The 16579-nt window shown below is 62.2% G+C and carries 14 protein-coding genes; 9 read left to right on the plus strand and 5 right to left on the minus strand.

What is annotated here, in order from left to right:
* Positions 1-21: 21 nt before the first annotated feature.
* Positions 22-1473, plus strand: coding sequence for a S41 family peptidase (locus ACP154_RS13425; protein ID WP_421858309.1), 1452 nt, complete (start codon positions 22-24; stop codon positions 1471-1473).
* A gap of 61 nt (positions 1474-1534) precedes the next feature.
* Here ACP154_RS13425 and ndk read toward each other — a convergent pair whose 3' ends face one another.
* Positions 1535-1957 (minus strand): nucleoside-diphosphate kinase, encoded by a 423-nt coding sequence (gene ndk, locus ACP154_RS13430; protein WP_107713428.1) that lies wholly within the window; start codon positions 1955-1957, stop codon positions 1535-1537.
* 108 nt (positions 1958-2065) lie between these two features.
* Here ndk and ACP154_RS13435 point away from each other — a divergent pair, with 108 nt between their 5' ends.
* Positions 2066-3955 carry an ABC-F family ATP-binding cassette domain-containing protein gene (locus ACP154_RS13435; RefSeq protein WP_421858306.1) on the plus strand — a complete coding sequence of 630 codons (1890 nt, stop codon included), beginning with the start codon at positions 2066-2068 and terminating at the stop codon, positions 3953-3955.
* Between the two features lie 117 nt (positions 3956-4072).
* A complete protein-coding gene (locus ACP154_RS13440; RefSeq protein ID WP_421858303.1) occupies positions 4073-5698 on the plus strand; it encodes an acyl-CoA synthetase in 1626 nt (541 codons plus the stop codon).
* Between the two features lie 28 nt (positions 5699-5726).
* On the opposite strand, the gene ACP154_RS13445 is transcribed toward ACP154_RS13440, so the two are convergent.
* The 4 genes from ACP154_RS13445 to ACP154_RS13460 all read right to left on the minus strand — a co-directional run bounded on the left by ACP154_RS13445 (position 5727) and on the right by ACP154_RS13460 (position 8782).
* Positions 5727-6431 carry a hypothetical protein gene (locus tag ACP154_RS13445; RefSeq protein WP_421858300.1) on the minus strand — a complete coding sequence of 235 codons (705 nt, stop codon included), beginning with the start codon at positions 6429-6431 and terminating at the stop codon, positions 5727-5729.
* 79 nt (positions 6432-6510) lie between these two features.
* On the minus strand, positions 6511-6807 hold the full coding sequence (locus ACP154_RS13450) for an I78 family peptidase inhibitor (protein ID WP_421858297.1): 297 nt from the start codon (positions 6805-6807) through the stop codon (positions 6511-6513).
* A complete protein-coding gene (locus ACP154_RS13455; protein WP_421858295.1) occupies positions 6804-7253 on the minus strand; it encodes a DNA polymerase III subunit chi in 450 nt (149 codons plus the stop codon). The genes ACP154_RS13450 and ACP154_RS13455 overlap by 4 nt, the downstream gene beginning before the upstream one ends.
* 59 nt (positions 7254-7312) lie before the next feature.
* A complete protein-coding gene (locus tag ACP154_RS13460) occupies positions 7313-8782 on the minus strand; it encodes a leucyl aminopeptidase (protein ID WP_421858293.1) in 1470 nt (489 codons plus the stop codon).
* Between the two features lie 156 nt (positions 8783-8938).
* Here ACP154_RS13460 and ACP154_RS13465 point away from each other — a divergent pair, with 156 nt between their 5' ends.
* The 6 genes from ACP154_RS13465 (at position 8939) to rsmA (ending at position 16569) form a co-directional block, all read left to right on the plus strand.
* Positions 8939-10063 (plus strand): LptF/LptG family permease, encoded by a 1125-nt coding sequence (locus ACP154_RS13465; protein ID WP_421858291.1) that lies wholly within the window; start codon positions 8939-8941, stop codon positions 10061-10063.
* A gap of 2 nt (positions 10064-10065) precedes the next feature.
* Complete coding sequence (locus ACP154_RS13470) at positions 10066-11169, plus strand: LptF/LptG family permease (protein WP_421858289.1); 1104 nt, start codon at positions 10066-10068, stop codon at positions 11167-11169.
* A 71-nt stretch (positions 11170-11240) separates the two neighbouring features.
* Positions 11241-13415, plus strand: coding sequence for an LPS-assembly protein LptD (locus ACP154_RS13475; protein ID WP_421858287.1), 2175 nt, complete (start codon positions 11241-11243; stop codon positions 13413-13415).
* 81 nt (positions 13416-13496) lie between these two features.
* On the plus strand, positions 13497-14732 hold the full coding sequence (locus ACP154_RS13480; protein ID WP_421858284.1) for a peptidylprolyl isomerase: 1236 nt from the start codon (positions 13497-13499) through the stop codon (positions 14730-14732).
* Positions 14732-15718 (plus strand): 4-hydroxythreonine-4-phosphate dehydrogenase PdxA, encoded by a 987-nt coding sequence (gene pdxA, locus ACP154_RS13485; RefSeq protein ID WP_421861444.1) that lies wholly within the window; start codon positions 14732-14734, stop codon positions 15716-15718. The genes ACP154_RS13480 and pdxA overlap by 1 nt, the downstream gene beginning before the upstream one ends.
* Positions 15715-16569, plus strand: a complete 855-nt coding sequence (rsmA, locus tag ACP154_RS13490) for a 16S rRNA (adenine(1518)-N(6)/adenine(1519)-N(6))-dimethyltransferase RsmA (protein ID WP_421858281.1) — start codon at positions 15715-15717, stop codon at positions 16567-16569. The genes pdxA and rsmA overlap by 4 nt, the downstream gene beginning before the upstream one ends.
* The last annotated feature ends 10 nt before the right edge of the window (positions 16570-16579 follow it).

The raw sequence follows: 16579 nt of genomic DNA on the forward strand, positions 1-16579 counted from the left end.
ACACAGTTCAGGATGACACACATGGTTCGATCCCTTTTGCTCGGCGTGCTCGGCGCCGCCCTGCTTCCCACCTGTCAGGCGCAGGAGCTGATCTCCGCCAGCGACGCCCAAGCGGACGCTCAAGCGCTTTATGAGGGCTTTCAGGCGGCGCATTACGATCTCTACGTCAACACGCCCCAGCCAGTCTTTGACCAGTATTTCCAAGAGCTGCAAGACAGGCTCGACGACGGACCGATCACCCCATCGGCGCTTCACTCGGCCTTGCAGCGCTTCGCCGCCCAGGCGCATATCGCCCATACCCGGATTGAAGGGCTTAATCCGGGCTTTCTCGATTATGCGTCTGATGACGCTCTGGTCTTTCCCCTGAGCTTTGAGGTGCGCGAGGGCGAGGTTATCGTCACCCGCGCGCCGTCTGATTCAAGCGTGCGTCCCGGCGACCGGATCGTGGCGCTGGAGGGCGCGTCCAATGCGGACGGGCTGGCGCGCCTGACCCGGAATATCTCTGCGGATACGCCCGCCCTCGCCTATAGCCAGATGCAGGGTATGGAGCTGTATTACATCTGGCTCGAATATGGCCCGCTGTCGCGATTCACGCTCACGCTGGAAGACACCGCAGGCCACAGGCGCGACGTCGAACTGGACGCCATACCCATGTCCGCCCTGTCAGTGCGTGACGGTGTTGAGCGCATTGATCTGTCAGGCCGCGAAGCGCGCATGGTGAAGGGCGCCATCGCCTATCTGCGTCCCGGACCGTTCTACAATACGGCCGCCCAGAATCCACAGGAAGCCTATGATCCTGAGGCGCTGGCCGCCTATACAGCGTTCATCGACGACGCCTTTCTGAGCTTCATTGATCAGGGCGCAGAGGCGCTCATCCTCGATCTCCGCGACAATCCGGGCGGGGACAATTCCTGGTCAGACCCTGTCATCTCCTGGTTCGCAGACCGTCCCTTCCGGTTCGCCTCCGAGTTTCGGATCCGCGTGAGCGCGTTGAGCACGGCCTCCAATCAGGCGCGGATCGACGCGGCGCCGGATACGCCCTCCAGCACATCGCATATGCTGGCTGATCTTTATGACAGCGCGCCCAATGGCGAGACGGTGAGCTTTGAGCTGCCTTATGCGCATCCCCGAGAGGGTCAACAGTTTGACGGCGCAGTCTATGCGCTCGTTGACCGGCGCAGTTTTTCCAACGCCGTCTCGGTAGGCGCCATTGTGCAAGATTACGGCTTCGGCGCCGTGATCGGCGAAGCCACAACCGACATGACCACCACGCTGGGCGCCATGGAGCAGTTCACCTTGCCCCGTTCAGGCCTTGTGGCGGGCTATCCCAAGGCGCTGATCATTCGCCCCAATGGCGACACGCACACCCATCCGCTGGAGCCGGATATGCGCTTGCCCCGCCCGAGGCTCGGCGATCAGGGCGATGCAATGCTGGACGCGGCGATCGCGCATATCGAGCGTCTGACACGCTGATACAAAAAACCCCGGCGGATCGCTCCGCCGGGGTCTTGCGTTCAGCCCTGCAGCAAGCAGATTAGCCGACGATTTCGTCGTCCGAAAAGAAGAACGGGATTTCCTGAGCGGCGGTTTCCGGCGCGTCGGAGCCATGTACGGAGTTGGCTTCGATGGATTCCGCGAACTCTTTGCGGATGGTGCCCGCAGCCGCATCTTCAGGATTGGTGGCGCCCATGACTTCGCGGTATTTCGCGATGGCGTCTTCACCTTCCAGAACCTGCACGACCACCGGACCGGAGATCATGAAGCTGACGAGATCGCCGAAGAACGGACGCTCTTTGTGCACGGCGTAAAAGCCTTCAGCCTGGTCTTTGCTCAGACGGATGCGCTTTTGCGCGATGATGCGCAGGCCGGCTTCCTCGATCTTGGCGTTGATGGCGCCGGTGAGGTTCCGCGCGGTGGCGTCGGGTTTGATGATGGAGAAGGTGCGCTGGATCGCCATGTGACGGTGTCCCTGTCTGGCCTCTCAAGGATTGAGAGGGGAATGGATTTGCCGCGGCTTATAGCGGCGCTTCTCTCGGCTGTGAACCCGTGCTAGTCCGCGCCTCCCATGTTGCACATCAATGACCTCTCCCACCGTATCGACGGTCGCCTCTTGTTTGATCAGGCGACGCTGTTCCTGCCCGCCAAGACCCGCATGGGGCTGGTGGGGCGCAACGGCACGGGCAAATCCACGCTGTTCCGGCTGATCCTGGGTGATCAGAGCCCCGATGACGGTTCGGTCAGCGTGCAGCCGGGCGCGCGGATCGGCACGGTGGCCCAGGAAGCCCCGGCGGGTCAGACCTCGGTGATGGATTTCGTCCTTGCCGCCGATCTCGAACGCTCCGCCCTGCTGACTGAAGCGGAAAGCGCAACCGATCCCCATCGCATCGCCGAGATCCAGACCCGGCTCGCCGATATCGACGCGCACTCAGCGGAAGCGCGCGCGGGCGCGATCCTCAACGGACTTGGGTTCAGTGCGACCGATCAGGGGCGCGCCTGCGCCGAGTTTTCCGGCGGCTGGCGCATGCGTGTGGCGATGGCGGCGACCCTGTTCGCCAAGCCCGATCTGTTGCTGCTTGATGAGCCGACCAACTATCTCGATCTGGAAGGCGCGGTCTGGCTGGAAACCCACCTTCAGAAATTCCCCGGCGCCGCGCTGATCATCTCGCACGACCGCGATCTTCTGAACGCCTCGGTGCATTCCATCGTCCACCTCAAGGATCTCAAACTCTCGGTCTGGGAGGGCGGTTACGATCGCTTCCAACGTCAGCTCGCCGAGCGTCAGCGCCTGCAGATGAAGCTGGTGGAAAAGCAGGAGGACGAGAAGCGCCGCCTGCAAGCTTTTGTGGACCGGTTCAAGGCCAAGGCGACCAAGGCCAAGCAAGCCCAGTCCCGCGTCAAACGCATCGAGAAGATGCAGCCCATCGCCACAATGGTCGAAGATCCGGTCGCTCCGTTTGAGTTTCCGAACGCCGAGCGCCGCATGGCCAATCCGCTGGTGCGCTTTGACGAATGCGAGACCGGCTATAGCGAAGACACGCCGATCCTGAAAAATCTCGGCATGCGCATCGATATTGATGACCGTATCGGCCTTCTGGGCCGCAATGGCGCAGGCAAGTCCACCTTCGCCAAGCTTTTGACCGGCGCCCTGCCCGTCACCTCGGGCGCCATGCGCATGCACAAGAAAGCCGTGGTCGCCCATTTCGCCCAGCACCAGATCGACGCCCTGTCGGCCAATCATTCCGCCTACACCCATGTGCTCGAGCGGATGGAGGACGCCACTGAAGCCGAGCGCCGGGCGCGTCTGGCGCGCTTCGGCCTGCCCGCCAATCGTCAGGAAACGCCTGCCAAGAACCTCTCAGGCGGTGAGAAGGCGCGCCTTCTGATGAACCTCATCACCTTTGATGGCGCGCATCTTCTGATACTCGACGAGCCGACCAACCACCTCGATATCGACAGCCGCGAGGCGCTCAAGGCCGCGATCAACGAGTTTGCCGGCGCGGTGATCATCATCTCCCACGACCGCGATCTGATCGAGAGCTGCGTGGACCGGCTCTGGCTCGCCGCGGACGGCACGATTCTGCCCTATGACGGGGATATGGATGACTATCGCCGCGAACTGCTGGCCGGCGAAGCCAAGCCCCGCGACAAATCCAAACCCACGGGCGGCCAGAAAACCCAGGACCGGCGCGAGGCCGCGCAGGCCCGCGAAAAGCTCAAACCTCTCAAGGCGCAAGCAGCGAAATGCGAGAAAGAGATTGAACGCCTCAAAGGCGTACTGGACAAGATCGACGCGGGTCTCGCCGTGGATGGTCTATGGGAGAAAGACCCCAATCTCGCGACCGAGCTGACGAAGAAGCGCTCAAAATGCGTGGATATGATCGACGAGGCGGAGATGGCCTGGCTGGAGGCGGAAGAAGCGCTCGAGGCGGCCACCCAGACGGCCCAGGGCGGATAAACCCTGGCGATCTAAGCCTAAAGTCGTGTGACCGGCGGTCACCTTGTCCAGATACCCTCCCCATGTCCAAATGCGGATCAAACGTCCGAAGAACGTGATCCTGGGGAGTGATTAGACATGGGCTCAATCTACGACACCGATCTTGATCAGAACGCCGCCAACCATGTGCCGTTAAGCCCGATCAGCTTTCTGACGCGGACCGCCCGCGCTTACCCTGAAAAGCTCGCCGTCATTCATGGCGACATCCGCCGCACTTGGGGCGAGGTGTATGAACGCTCGAAGCGGCTCGCCTCGGCGCTGTCTAAGCGCGGGATCAAAAAGGGGGACACCGTCGCGGTGATGGCCCCGAATATTCCTGCTTTTGTGGACGCCCATTTCGGCGTGCCCATGTCGGGCGCGGTGCTCAATGCGCTCAATATCCGCCTCGATGCAGACGCCATCGCCTTCATCCTCAAGCATGGCGAAGCCAAGGTGATCCTGGTGGATCGCGAGTTTTCAGCCGTGATCGCCCAAGCGGTTGAGACGCTTGAAACGAAGCCGCTCATCATCGATATCGACGACCCGTTGGCCGAGCATGGCGAGCTGATTGGCGAGATTGAGTATGAGGCTTTCCTCAAGCAGGGCGACCCCGACTTTGAATTCCATCGCGCCGACGATGAATGGGACGCGATTGCGCTCAACTACACCTCGGGCACCACGGGCGACCCCAAGGGCGTGGTCACCCATCATCGGGGCGCCTATCTGAACGCGCTTGGCAATGCGATGGAATGGGATTTGCCCCATTTCCCGGTCTATCTGTGGACCCTGCCGATGTTTCATTGCAATGGCTGGTGCTTTCCGTGGACCCTTGCGGCGAAGGCGGGCGTCAATGTCTGCCTGCGCAAGGTTGAGCCCTACGCCATCCTGTCCGCCATCGCCGAGCACACCGTCACGCATCTGTGCGGCGCGCCTATCGTGATGAGCATGATGATCCAGCTGCCTGAGACAGAGCGGCCGGGCTTTGACCATCCCGTCGCGATGATGACCGCCGGCGCTTCGCCGCCCGCCACCGTGATCTCAGGCATGGAAGGGATGGGCGTCACGGTCACCCACACTTATGGCCTGACCGAGGTTTACGGCCCCTCCATCGCTTGCGCGTGGAAGCCAGAATGGGATGCGCTGCCGCTAAAAGAGCGCGCGCGGCTGAAGGCGCGTCAGGGCCTGCCCTACATCACCCAGGAAGACCTGATGGTGGCGAACCCTGAAACCCTGGAGCCCCTGCCCTGGGACGGGGAGAGTCTCGGCGAGATCATGATCCGCGGCAATGCGGTGATGAAAGGGTATCTGAAGAACCCCGCCACTACGCAGAAAAGCTTCAAGGGCGGCTGGTTCCACACCGGCGACCTCGCCGTCACCCACCCGGACGGGCATGTGGAGATCAAGGACCGCTCAAAGGACATCATCATTTCGGGCGGCGAGAACATTTCCTCGGTCGAGGTGGAGGATGTGCTCTACAGCCATCCAGACGTGGCCGCCGCCGCCGTGGTGGCGAAACCCGACGCCAAATGGGGCGAAACACCCTGCGCCTTTATCGAGCTGAAAACCGGCGCGACGGTCAGCGAGACAGACATCATCGCCTTCGCCCGCGAGCATCTGGCGCACTTCAAGGCGCCGCGCATCGTGGTGTTCGGCGAACTGCCCAAAACGGCCACCGGCAAGATCCAGAAATTTGTCCTGCGCGACCAGGCAAGAGAAATGGGCTAAAGCAATGGGGCGGAGTGACCGACGCCCCCTAATTATTACCCATATTCGCCGGATCCAAAAAAGTCGCCAGCGCGATTGTCGTCAACAGGGCGATTTCACGATAGGGATCCTCGTCGTCGGGCAGATAAAGCGTTGGCCGTATGACCCCGTAATCCATGCCGGCGATCTCGCGCCAGTCAGCGCGGACCACATAACCGGGCACCTTCCCGGATGGAAAGGCTATGCCGCTCAAGCGTTGGGTCTCAAACTGGACGGTCTGGCCTTCATGGACCATCTGCCCGGCGCGTTCATTGCGTCCGGCTCGCAACAGACCGCGACCGCGCTGAAAGGCGAGCTCAAACCGGCTGTCGATCGGTTCGCCATTCCGACTGATTTCGCACACATAGCTCAAGTCTTGACGGTCCCAGGTGATCCAGAACAGTTCAAACTCGAACTCCCCGCCGGCACAGGACAGGCTGACGGTTCCGTCCTCAAACCCAGGGCCGTTTACGGTCAATTGCGTGCGCGTGCTGTTGCGGCGTCGCAGATTCATCACATTCATTGATGATGCGCGTCCCGACCACGTGCCTGAATACGGGCCAGCCGCCCAGGTATTGCTGCCGTCTGATCGTCCGTAGCGAATTTCGAGACTTTGCGTACGCTCGATCATCGGAGCGACGTCTTGCGGCATGGCATCTTGCGATGCGTCTTGAGCCGTCGCCAGCGTCACCGCTAGCATCATCAGTGTCATCATGGTGCTCTCCCCAGCCCAGATTAATGGCGAGAAGAGTCCTTCAGATGCTCGAAGAGATCAAGCTGGCGCGTTAACGGCCTCAGCCGCACTTCACTTCAATGATCTCGCCGTCATCGCCGACAACAATGTTCAGGCGGTCGGGGCGGTAATCCATCGTCACGGCGTCTCCGGGACCATAGACCCGGTACGGACGCGGCAGACTGTCGGTGTGCACGCCGCCCACGGGCTGGCCGACCAGCACCTGATACGCCTCGGCGGCGCAGGGCTGGGGTTCGGGCATGGGATCGGCGCCCGCATTCGGGTTCTTCATGGAAGGGGACGACGCGCAGGCGGTCAGGGTCAGACCGGCAACGAGGACAACGAGTGTACGGATCATGCTTTGCGCTCCCAACGGCCCATGTCGTTCTGTTTCCAATAGCTAATCGGAATATCAGACTTTTTTTGGGCGGCCCAGAGGGCGCGCGCCCGCGCCAGGCTGGTTTCGTCGGACGCTTCAAACATCACCACCACCCGGTCCCAGGCGCCGACATCGCCCGGATCAGCGCCATCCAGGCAAAACAACATGCTGGCGGTGTTGGGATTATCGATGCGGTCTGACAGCACGATGGGCTGGTGCTCCACATGCTCCGTGTCCGCCCGGCCATGGGGCAGAAAACTGTCGTCTCGGAAGGTCCACAAATGGCTGTCGAGATGGTTGAGCCGGGACTCTTCCTGGCTGCACACCACGGCGCGACCGCCCCGCTCCATCAGCTTGGTCAGAAGCTCTGGCAACGCCTCGTCAACGCTGGCGTTTTCCAGATGATAGAACCACAGCTCAGCCATGTTGCGTCCTGAAAGGCGACGCCCCCGACCCTGGGGTCGGGGGCGCTGCAGCAAGGGCGTTAGCCCTCGTAATTGTCGCGCACCAGACGGTCCAGCAGGCGCACGCCATAGCCGGTGCCGAATGTGGGCTGACGCGGATCCTTGGAGCCTGCGTGCATGCCGGTGCCGGCGATGTCGATATGGATCCAGGGCTTCTCATTGACGTGACGCTTGAGGAATTGCGCCGCGGTGATCGAACCGGCCAGACGGCCCTCGCCCACATTTTTCATGTCTGCGTTCGGGGTGTCGATCTGACGGTCATACTCCGGACCGATCGGCAGACGCCAGACAGTCTCGTCAGATGCCTTGCCCGCTTTCTCCAGCTTGGCGACCAGATCGTCATCATTGGAGAACACGCCCGCATGCTCATGGCCGAGCGCAATCAGGATAGCGCCGGTCAGGGTTGCAAGATTGATCATGAATTTCGGGTCAAAGCGCTCTTGGGTGTACCAGAGCACGTCACCCAGAACGAGGCGGCCTTCGGCGTCGGTGTTGTGGATCTCAATGGTCTGACCCGACATGGAGGTGACGATATCGCCCGGACGCTGAGCGTTGCCGTCCGGCATATTCTCAACGAGGCCGATCACGCCGATGACGTTCGCCTTCGCCTTGCGGCCCGCGAGCGCCGCCATCAGGCCGACCACAGCGGCGGAGCCGCCCATATCGCCCTTCATTTCGTCCATGCCCTGGCCCGGTTTCAGAGAGATGCCGCCGGAATCAAAGGTGACGCCCTTGCCGATGAAAGAGATCGGTTTCTCGCCCTCTTTGCCGCCATTCCATTTCATGATGACCATTTTGGATTCGCGCACCGAGCCCTGCCCGACGCCCAGCAGGGCCTTCATGCCCAGCTTTTCCATTTCGGCTTCGCCAAGAACTTCAATTTCAAGGCCCAGCTTGCTGAGTTCCTTGACCTTCTCGGCATAGCTTTCAGGATAGAGCGCGTTGGGCGTTTCGTTGACCAGATCGCGCGCCAGGGTCACACCCTCAGCAACCGGCGCCCAATCCGCCCAAAGCTTTTCCGCTGCAGCAGCATCGCCTGACACCATCTCGACGCTGGTGACGGAGGGTTTATTATCCTCAGCCAATTTGGTGCGATAGGTGTCGAACCGATAGCTCGCCAGGGTCGCGCCCAGCGCGCCGCGACACAGCTGTTCGGCGTCGCCATCCAAATGCACGGAGACCGCCCTAGCCCCAGAGGTCAGGACCGACTTGATGACGCCGGCCACGGCTTTTTCAGCGCTATTGCCGTCGAGCTTGGATTTCTCACCCAGGCCGAACAGGACGATGCGGGTCGCATCCACGCCCGCCGGCGCTGCAATTTCCAGAAGATCGCCGGCGCCGCCCTTGAAACGAGACGCTTCAATCGCGCGGGTCACTGCGCCGGAGGTCGCCGAATCAAGCGCTTTCGCGGCGTCCGACAATTTGCGGTCGGCGTAAACCGGCGCTGCAACTGCATCGCCAGACGCTGAGGCGGCAAACAGGATTTTCATGGCAAGCCTTTCTAGTATCTGCAAGATTACGGCGCGCGAGGACCGCGCGGCCCGTAGGAGAACTCCATGCGGGCAGTGGTATCGCATCCCAACCCGCGTTAGAAGATGCGGTCTTCATGGATACTGACTGCTCGTCCGTTCACACATTGGCGCCGAATGACCCTGTTTCAACGCTATACTTTCAGACAGGCGCTCTGGCCCTTCCTGGGCGCGATGGCGGCGCTGACCGGTCTGGCGGTTCTGACGCAATCGCTCTCCAATCTCGATCTTATGGCGGAACGCGGCGAAACCGCACTGGTTCTGATCTACATCACCGTGCTGGCCATGCCGCAGGTGATCGCGCTTTTGCTCCCGATCGCCGTCTTTCTGGCTGTGGCGATTTCGCTCAACCGGCTGACGAGCGATTCTGAACTGACGGTCGCCGCGGCAGCGGGCATGAGCCGGTTTCAGCGCGTCAGCCCGTTCGTGCGCCTCGCCATTTATGTGGTTCTGCTCAATCTGGTGATCAATCTGTTCGTCCAGCCAGCGAGCTTTCGCGAAATGCGCCAGCAATTGTTTGAGATTCGCACCGACCTCGCCGCCAGCTTCATGCGCGAGGGAGAGTTTGTGCCGCTGGGCGATCAGGTGACCTTCTATGTGCGCGAAATCAGCGATGACAACGTGCTCAATGATGTGTTCATCGTCGACCGTCGCACCGGCCAGTCCGCCGCCTACGCCGCCCGACGCGGCCGGATCGCCGCCACAGAGCGCGGCCCTGTCATGCTGCTCGAAGACGGTGTGCGCACCCAGGTCGACCAGTCGGGCGTGCTGACCAATCTCAGCTTTGACAGCACCAAGGTCGAGCTCACGGTGTTTGTGGACAACACAGCTTCGCTTTTCTTCAAGGAGAGCGACAAATTCCTGTCCGAGCTGCTCAGGCCAACTCCCGCAGACATCGCCCGCGCGGGCGGCAAGGATCGGCTGCTGGCCGAAGGGCATTACCGCCTCTCCGCCCCGCTCTACAGCCTCGCCTTCGCGCTGATCGCCCTGGCGGCTTATATGTCCGGCGAGCATCGCCGGATCGGCTATGGGCGCAATCTGATCATCGCCGGCGCCAGCGCCGTGATCTTGCGCCTTGTGGGCTTTGGCGTGCAGGCGGCGGCGGAATCTGATGACGGCATGAACGCCGTGCAGTATCTCGTGCCGCTCCTGGGCATTGCGGTTGCGATCGCCATCATTGGGCGTCCGCGCCGCCGGGCGCCGCTCACTGCAGCATCGCCGACCCAGATGGCGGAGGCGTGACCATGTTCGGACGGCTCTGGAGCTATATTTTCACTCAGACCCTGATTGGACTGCTCGGCGCCGCGCTGATCATCACTGCAGTCATCATGCTGATCGATTTCGTCGAAACCTCTCGCGATATTGGCACTCGGGTCGGCATTTCCGCCTTTCAGGCGCTGCATCTGTCTTTGCTCAAGGTGCCGCTGCTGGTTCAGGACACCTTGCCCTTCATCGTGCTCTTCGGCGTTCTGTTCACCTTCTTCCGGCTCAACCGCCGCTCCGAACTGATCGTCATGCGCGCTTCCGGCTACTCCGCCTGGCGGATTCTGGCGCCGGTGGCGATCCTGGCCGCACTCACCGGCGCCCTCAGCACGCTGGCGCTCAATCCGCTGGGCGCCGCGTCGAACGCCCGGTTTGAGTCCACCCGCGAAGCCTTGTTTGAAGGCGAAGGCCAATCCAGCGGCGCTGACCAGTCCGGCCCGATCTGGCTGCGCGAGACGACGGCGACGGGCTACACCATGATCACCGCCCAGCAGCAGGGCGCGGATGACGCCTCCCTGACCCAGCCGGTGTTTCGCCAATACGTCCTGTCTGAGACCGGCGCGCCGACCTTGGACCGCCGCATCACCGCCGATAGGGCCGAGCTCAATGGCGGCTTCTGGAGCCTTGTGAATGCGGTGGAGTACGCGCCCGGCGGACAGGCGATGGCGCTTGGTGATGTGGCTTTGCCGACGAATGTGGGGCGTCAGGCCCTGTTTGAGCGCGCCCGCTCGCCCGGCGCTGTCTCATTCTGGCAATTGCCCGCCGTCATCAATTCCGCACGCGACGCCGGTTTGTCGTCTCTGGCTTATGAGCTGCGCTGGCACGGCCTTCTGGCGCAACCGCTGATGCTGGTCGCGGCGGCTTTGATGGGTATCGCCGCCACGCTGCGCCTGCACCGACTGGGCGGAGCCGCAGCGTTTGCAGTGGCGGGCGCGACGGCGGGTTTCATTCTCTATTTCAGCCAGGAGTTGATGCTGGGCCTAGGAGCGTCGGGGGCGATCACTCCGCCCACAGCGGCCTGGACGACGCCCGCCCTGTTTTCTCTGGCCGGATTATTCTTTATCGCACTCACCGAAGACGGCTGATGCGTGGACGCTGGCGCCCCAATCCGATACAGGGTTAGCTAGGGCGTGGGCCAAGGGACTGAACACTGATCATGAATGCGTTGTACCGATCTGCGGCACTGGCCGCCCTGCTTGCGGCGGCGAGCCCTGCAGCCATGGCGCAGACTGTCAGTTCTGATCGGGTCTATCTGGACGCAGACGAGCTGATCCAGGATCAGCAGCAAGGCCTGTATATCGCTCGAGGCGATGTGCGGTTGCAGTCGGGCGATCGGGTGCTGTTCGCACAGGAGCTGATCTACAACCCGGCCCTCAACCGTGTGGTCGCCAGCGGCGGCGTACAGATATTTGATGGCAGCGAACCCGCGCAATTCGCCGAAGAAGTCGAACTGAGCGACGATTTGCGCGAAGGCGTGGCGCGCGGCTTTGCAACCCTGCTTGAAAACAATGGGCGCGCCGCAGCAGGCGCTGCCCTGCGCCGCCCGGACGGCTCGGTGGAGCTGTCGAACGCCTATTACACCGCCTGTGAGCTGTGCGAGACCGGCGAAGGCGAGCCGACCTGGCGCCTGCGGGCGAGCCGGGTGGTGCGCGACACCCAGAACAAGGTGATCTATTACCGCAATGTGCGGCTGGAAGTCCTGGGCCGCCCGATCCTGTATTCACCGGTTTTCGCCCATGCCGACCCGTCAGCGGCGCGCCAGTCGGGCTTTTTGTTTCCGGTGTTGAACAGCTCAAGCCGTACAGGCTTCACTTACCAACAGCCCTATTTGTGGGCGATCGGACCGTCACAGGAGCTGATCGTCTCACCGCGCTATATGGGCAAGGTGAACCCGCTGTTGCAGCTGGACTGGAGCCGCCGCTTTTACTCCGGCGAGATGAACGTCCAGACCAGCTTCACCTATGAGCAGGAGTTTGATCAGGACGGCAAGTTTGGCGATGAAGAGCTGAGAGGCCATGTGTTCGCTGACGGCCTGTTCCGATTCAATCAGACTTTCCGCTGGGGGTTTGGCGTTGAGGCGGTGAGCGGTGATTTGTATCTGCGCCGCTACGGATTTGAAGAATCGCCGGACCGCGCTAATGGCCTGTTCGAAATTCGCGATCAGCGCATGCTGCTCAACCAGGTGTTCTTCATCGGTGATGGCGAACATTTCCATGGCGACGCCACGGTCATCCATTTCAACAAGCTGCAGGAAAACGTCGATGACGACACCCTGCCGCTGATTTCGCCCCTGATCCGGTTCGGCGCTGAATTGCCAATGCCAAGATGGGCGGGCGATCTCGATTTCAGCTTCAACACCGCCAATCTGCAGCGAAACGCCGGCGACGATTATACGCGCGCCAGCCTGTCGCTGGACTGGACCCGGCCGACGATCCTGCCTGGCGGATTGCGGGCCGAAGCCTTCGCGCTGGCGCGCGCGGACGCTTACGCTTTCAACGAGACCGATGCGTCGGGCAATGAGATTGACAGCACCAATCTGACCCGCTCGCTGGGCGCGGCGGGGCTGGATCTCAGCCTGCCTTTCGTTCGTCCGGGCGAAAATGTGAACTGGCTGATCGCACCGCGCATGGCCGCGATCATCGCCAGCAGCGACAATGCCGACAGCATGCCGGTCAATGTGGACAGCGCATCTGTCGAGTTCCAGCAAAGCCAGCTGTTCGACGCGGCGCGCGCCACTGGCTATGACCTTTGGGAAGACGGAGCGCGTCTGGATGTGGGCCTGACCGTCGTCGCCGACTGGCGCGGCAGCCTGCCGGGCGAGCTGGAAGTCTTCGCCGGCCGCAGCTTCCGTCTCGACGGCGATCAACGGTTTCCGGCCTCCAGTGGATTGGCGGATGATGATTCGGACTGGATCGGTCAGATCGAGCTGGATCTGGGCCAGTTTGAGCTGGACGCCCGCGCCCGGATCGATTCTGAAAGCCAGGAGATCAACCGCCTGGACCTCACCGCCGGTTTTGACGCCTGGCGGGTCTCGATGAACACGCGCTACACCCGCCGAACAGACGCCGCCTCCACGCGCCAGCTGGAGGAAGTGACTGCGAGCGCCGGTTTCGCGATCACCGAGGACTGGTCCGTGGTCTATGACGGTGTGATCGACCTTGAAGAGAACGAAATCCGCCGCCAGCGCGCCGGCCTGCAATACCGCGATGAGTGCACCAATCTGCGCATTCTGTGGGAGCGCGACAATATCGATGTGGCCAATCTGGGCCCCAGCGACTCCGTAAAACTCGAGATCGTGCTGTTCACCCTGGGCGGCCTGAGTGACGATTAACCCCTGACACGCAGTCGGGCGATTGCGTCAGTCTGTGGTATCGGTATCTTTCCCGAACACCTCTAACCGTATGGTTCTTACATGGCGTTCCGACTCGCGCTGACTTTCCTCGCCGGCATCGCAATGATGACCGCTGCGCCCACGGCCTCCGCCCAACAGGTGGAAGGCATCGCAGCTGTGGTCAATGACCAGCCGATCACAACGCTGGATGTGCGCGACCGCATGCGGCTGATCATCTCCTCGGCCGGCGTGCAGCCGACTGAAGAGATGCTGGCGCGCATTCAGGATCAGGCCATTCGCGGTCTGGTGGATGAAACCCTTCAGCTCCAACAGGCTCGTGAATTCGATCTCAATGTGGAAGAAGCGGAAGTGGATGACGCCATCGCCGATATCGCCGCCCGTTCCGGCGCGACCGTCGAGGAGGTGGAAGCCGACCTCACCTCCAGCGGTATCGACATCAACACCCTTCGCCAGCAGGTGAAAGCGGAAATCGCCTGGCAAATTCTGGTCAGCGGCCGGTATCGCTCGCGTATCCGCATTTCTGATCAGCAGATCGAGATGGCGTTGGACCGCTTCATCCAGTCCGCCTCCCAGCCGCAATATCGTCTGGGCGAAATTTTCGTGCAGATCACCCCTGACGGCGGCGAAGAGCGCGCGGTCGGCATTGTTCAGACCATTTATGATCAACTGCGTCAGGGCGCGCCTTTCCAGGCGGTCGCCCAGCAATTCTCTGACGCCGCCAGCGCCAGCGCCGGCGGCGATACCGGCTATCTGCCCCTGTCGGGCCTTCGCCCCCAGGTGGCCGAGGTCGTCGAACAGATGCAGCCCGGACAGATTTCCAATCCGATCCGCGTGCCTGGCGGCTTTCAGATGGTCGCCCTGATCGACAGCCGCGAAGGTCAGGTGGTCGAGCAATTGACCCTGACCCAGATCACTTTGCCCCGCTCTCAGCTGACCGATGAAAAGCGCGCCGCGCTGTCTGAGGCGGCAAGCGGCATCAATAGTTGCGACGCGCTCGAAGACGTGGTCAGCGGCATTGAAGGCGTCTTTGTCACTAATCTGGGCGATGTGGGCGCCAATGCGCTTGTCCCCACCATTCGGGACGCCCTGAGCGGTCTTGAGCCGGTTTCGGCGACCCCGGTGCTGGATACAGCGGCGGGCGCTCAGGTGTTTGTGTTATGCGATAAGGCGCTCACGGGGCCGGGCGTGCCAAGCACCGATCAGATCGAAAACCAGCTGATCAACCAGCAATTGTCCCTGCTATCGCGCCGCTGGCTGCGCGATTTGCGCCGTGACGCCACCATCGAAATCCGGTGATCTGCGCGCCTCTGGCTCTGACCCTCGGGGATCCCGCTGGGGTTGGCCCTGAACTCTGTCTGAAAGCCTGGCGTGCTTTGCGCGACGAAGATGCGTGCTTTGTCGTCTATGGCGATCCGGCGCCGCTTCTGACGGCGGCGAAGCTGCTTGACCTTCCACGCCCCGAACGGGTCAAAGACGCAGACGAAGCACGCGGCGTCTTTTCAAACTTCCTGCCCGTGATCGCGCTCGAGCCGAGTGAAACCCAGGCTGAAGCCGCCGTGCGCTCGATCAAGGCGGCCGTGAACGCTGTCCGCGCAGGCGAAGCCAGCGCCATTGTCACCAACCCCGTCTCTAAAGCGCGGCTTTACGAAATCGGGTTCAGATTTCCCGGCCATACCGAGTTTATCGCCCATCTCACAGAAGACCTGCCGATGACCGGCGCGCGCGGCCCGGTGATGATGCTGTCAGGCGGCGGCCTGCGCACGGCGCTCGTTTCCATCCACATCCCCATTCTCACAGCGATCCAATCTTTGACGTCCGACGCGGTCGTGCGTACGGCGCGTGTGGTTCGCGATGCGCTCAAGCGCGATTTCGCGCTGGCGGAGCCGCGACTGGCTTTGGCGGGACTTAACCCGCATGCGGGTGAAAATGGCGCCCTGGGCCGTGAGGAGATCGACATCCTCGCCCCTGCGCTGGATCAACTTCGGGCGGATGGCGTGGACATCATCGGCCCCTTGCCGCCTGACACCATGTTTCATGAAGAGGCGCGCGCCGACTATGACGCTGCGATCTGCCTGTATCATGATCAGGGGCTGATCCCGGTGAAAACCCTCGACTTTCATGGCGGCGTCAACATCACGCTGGGCCTTCCACTCATCCGCACCAGCCCCGATCACGGCACGGCCTTTGATATCGCCGGCAAGGGCATTGCCCGACCTGACAGCCTGATCGCCGCCCTGCGTCAGGCGGATCTGATGGTGCGAAACCGTGAGGCGGCGTCATGAGCATGGATCAGCTGCCGCCGCTGCGCACGGTCATCGCCGAACACGGGCTCAACGCGGATAAGCGCTTTGGCCAGCATTACCTGCTCGATCTCAATCTGACCGCCAAGATCGCCCGCCTGTGCGGGGATATGCGCGCCGCCACCGTCTTTGAGGTCGGCCCCGGGCCTGGCGGGCTTACGCGAGCGCTCTTCAGCGAAGGCGCAGCCCGCGTCACGGTGATCGAGAAAGATCGCCGCTTCATCCCCGCGCTTGAGCAGATCGGCGCGGCCGCGCCGGGCCGCTTCTCCATCATTGAAGCCGATGCTCTGAAAGTGGACGAAGCCGCCCTGTCCTTTGAAGGCGAGCGGATGCTGGCCTCCAACCTGCCCTATAATGTGGGCACGGCGCTGTTGATCAAATGGCTGCAGGCCGACCCCGTCTGGTGGACGCGGCTGGTGTTGATGTTTCAAAAGGAAGTGGCTGAGCGCGTGGTGGCCACGCCCCGTGACAAGCAATACGGGCGGCTCGCCATCCTGACGGCGGCTGTGGCCAAATCGCGCTACGCCTTCACCGTACCCGCCCGCGCCTTCACCCCGCCGCCCAAGGTCGACAGCGCGGTCGTGGTGCTGGAGCCCCTGCCCGAAGATCAGCGCTTTCAAGACCTCAAGGCGCTCTCCATCGTGACCGAAAGCGCCTTTGGCCAGCGACGCAAAACTCTGCGCAAATCCCTCGGCCCTGCGGCCAGCCAAACGCAAGCCACGTCTGAAGCCCTGCTGGGTGAGGCCGGAATTGATCCAGGCGCGCGCGCGGAAACCATTCCGCCCGAAGGCTTTTTCAAACTGGCTCAGGCGTGGCGTGCAGCCCGGGACTGATCCCGGGCCG

The organism is Oceanicaulis sp., from assembly GCF_965249665.1.
Classification (GTDB): domain Bacteria; phylum Pseudomonadota; class Alphaproteobacteria; order Caulobacterales; family Maricaulaceae; genus Oceanicaulis.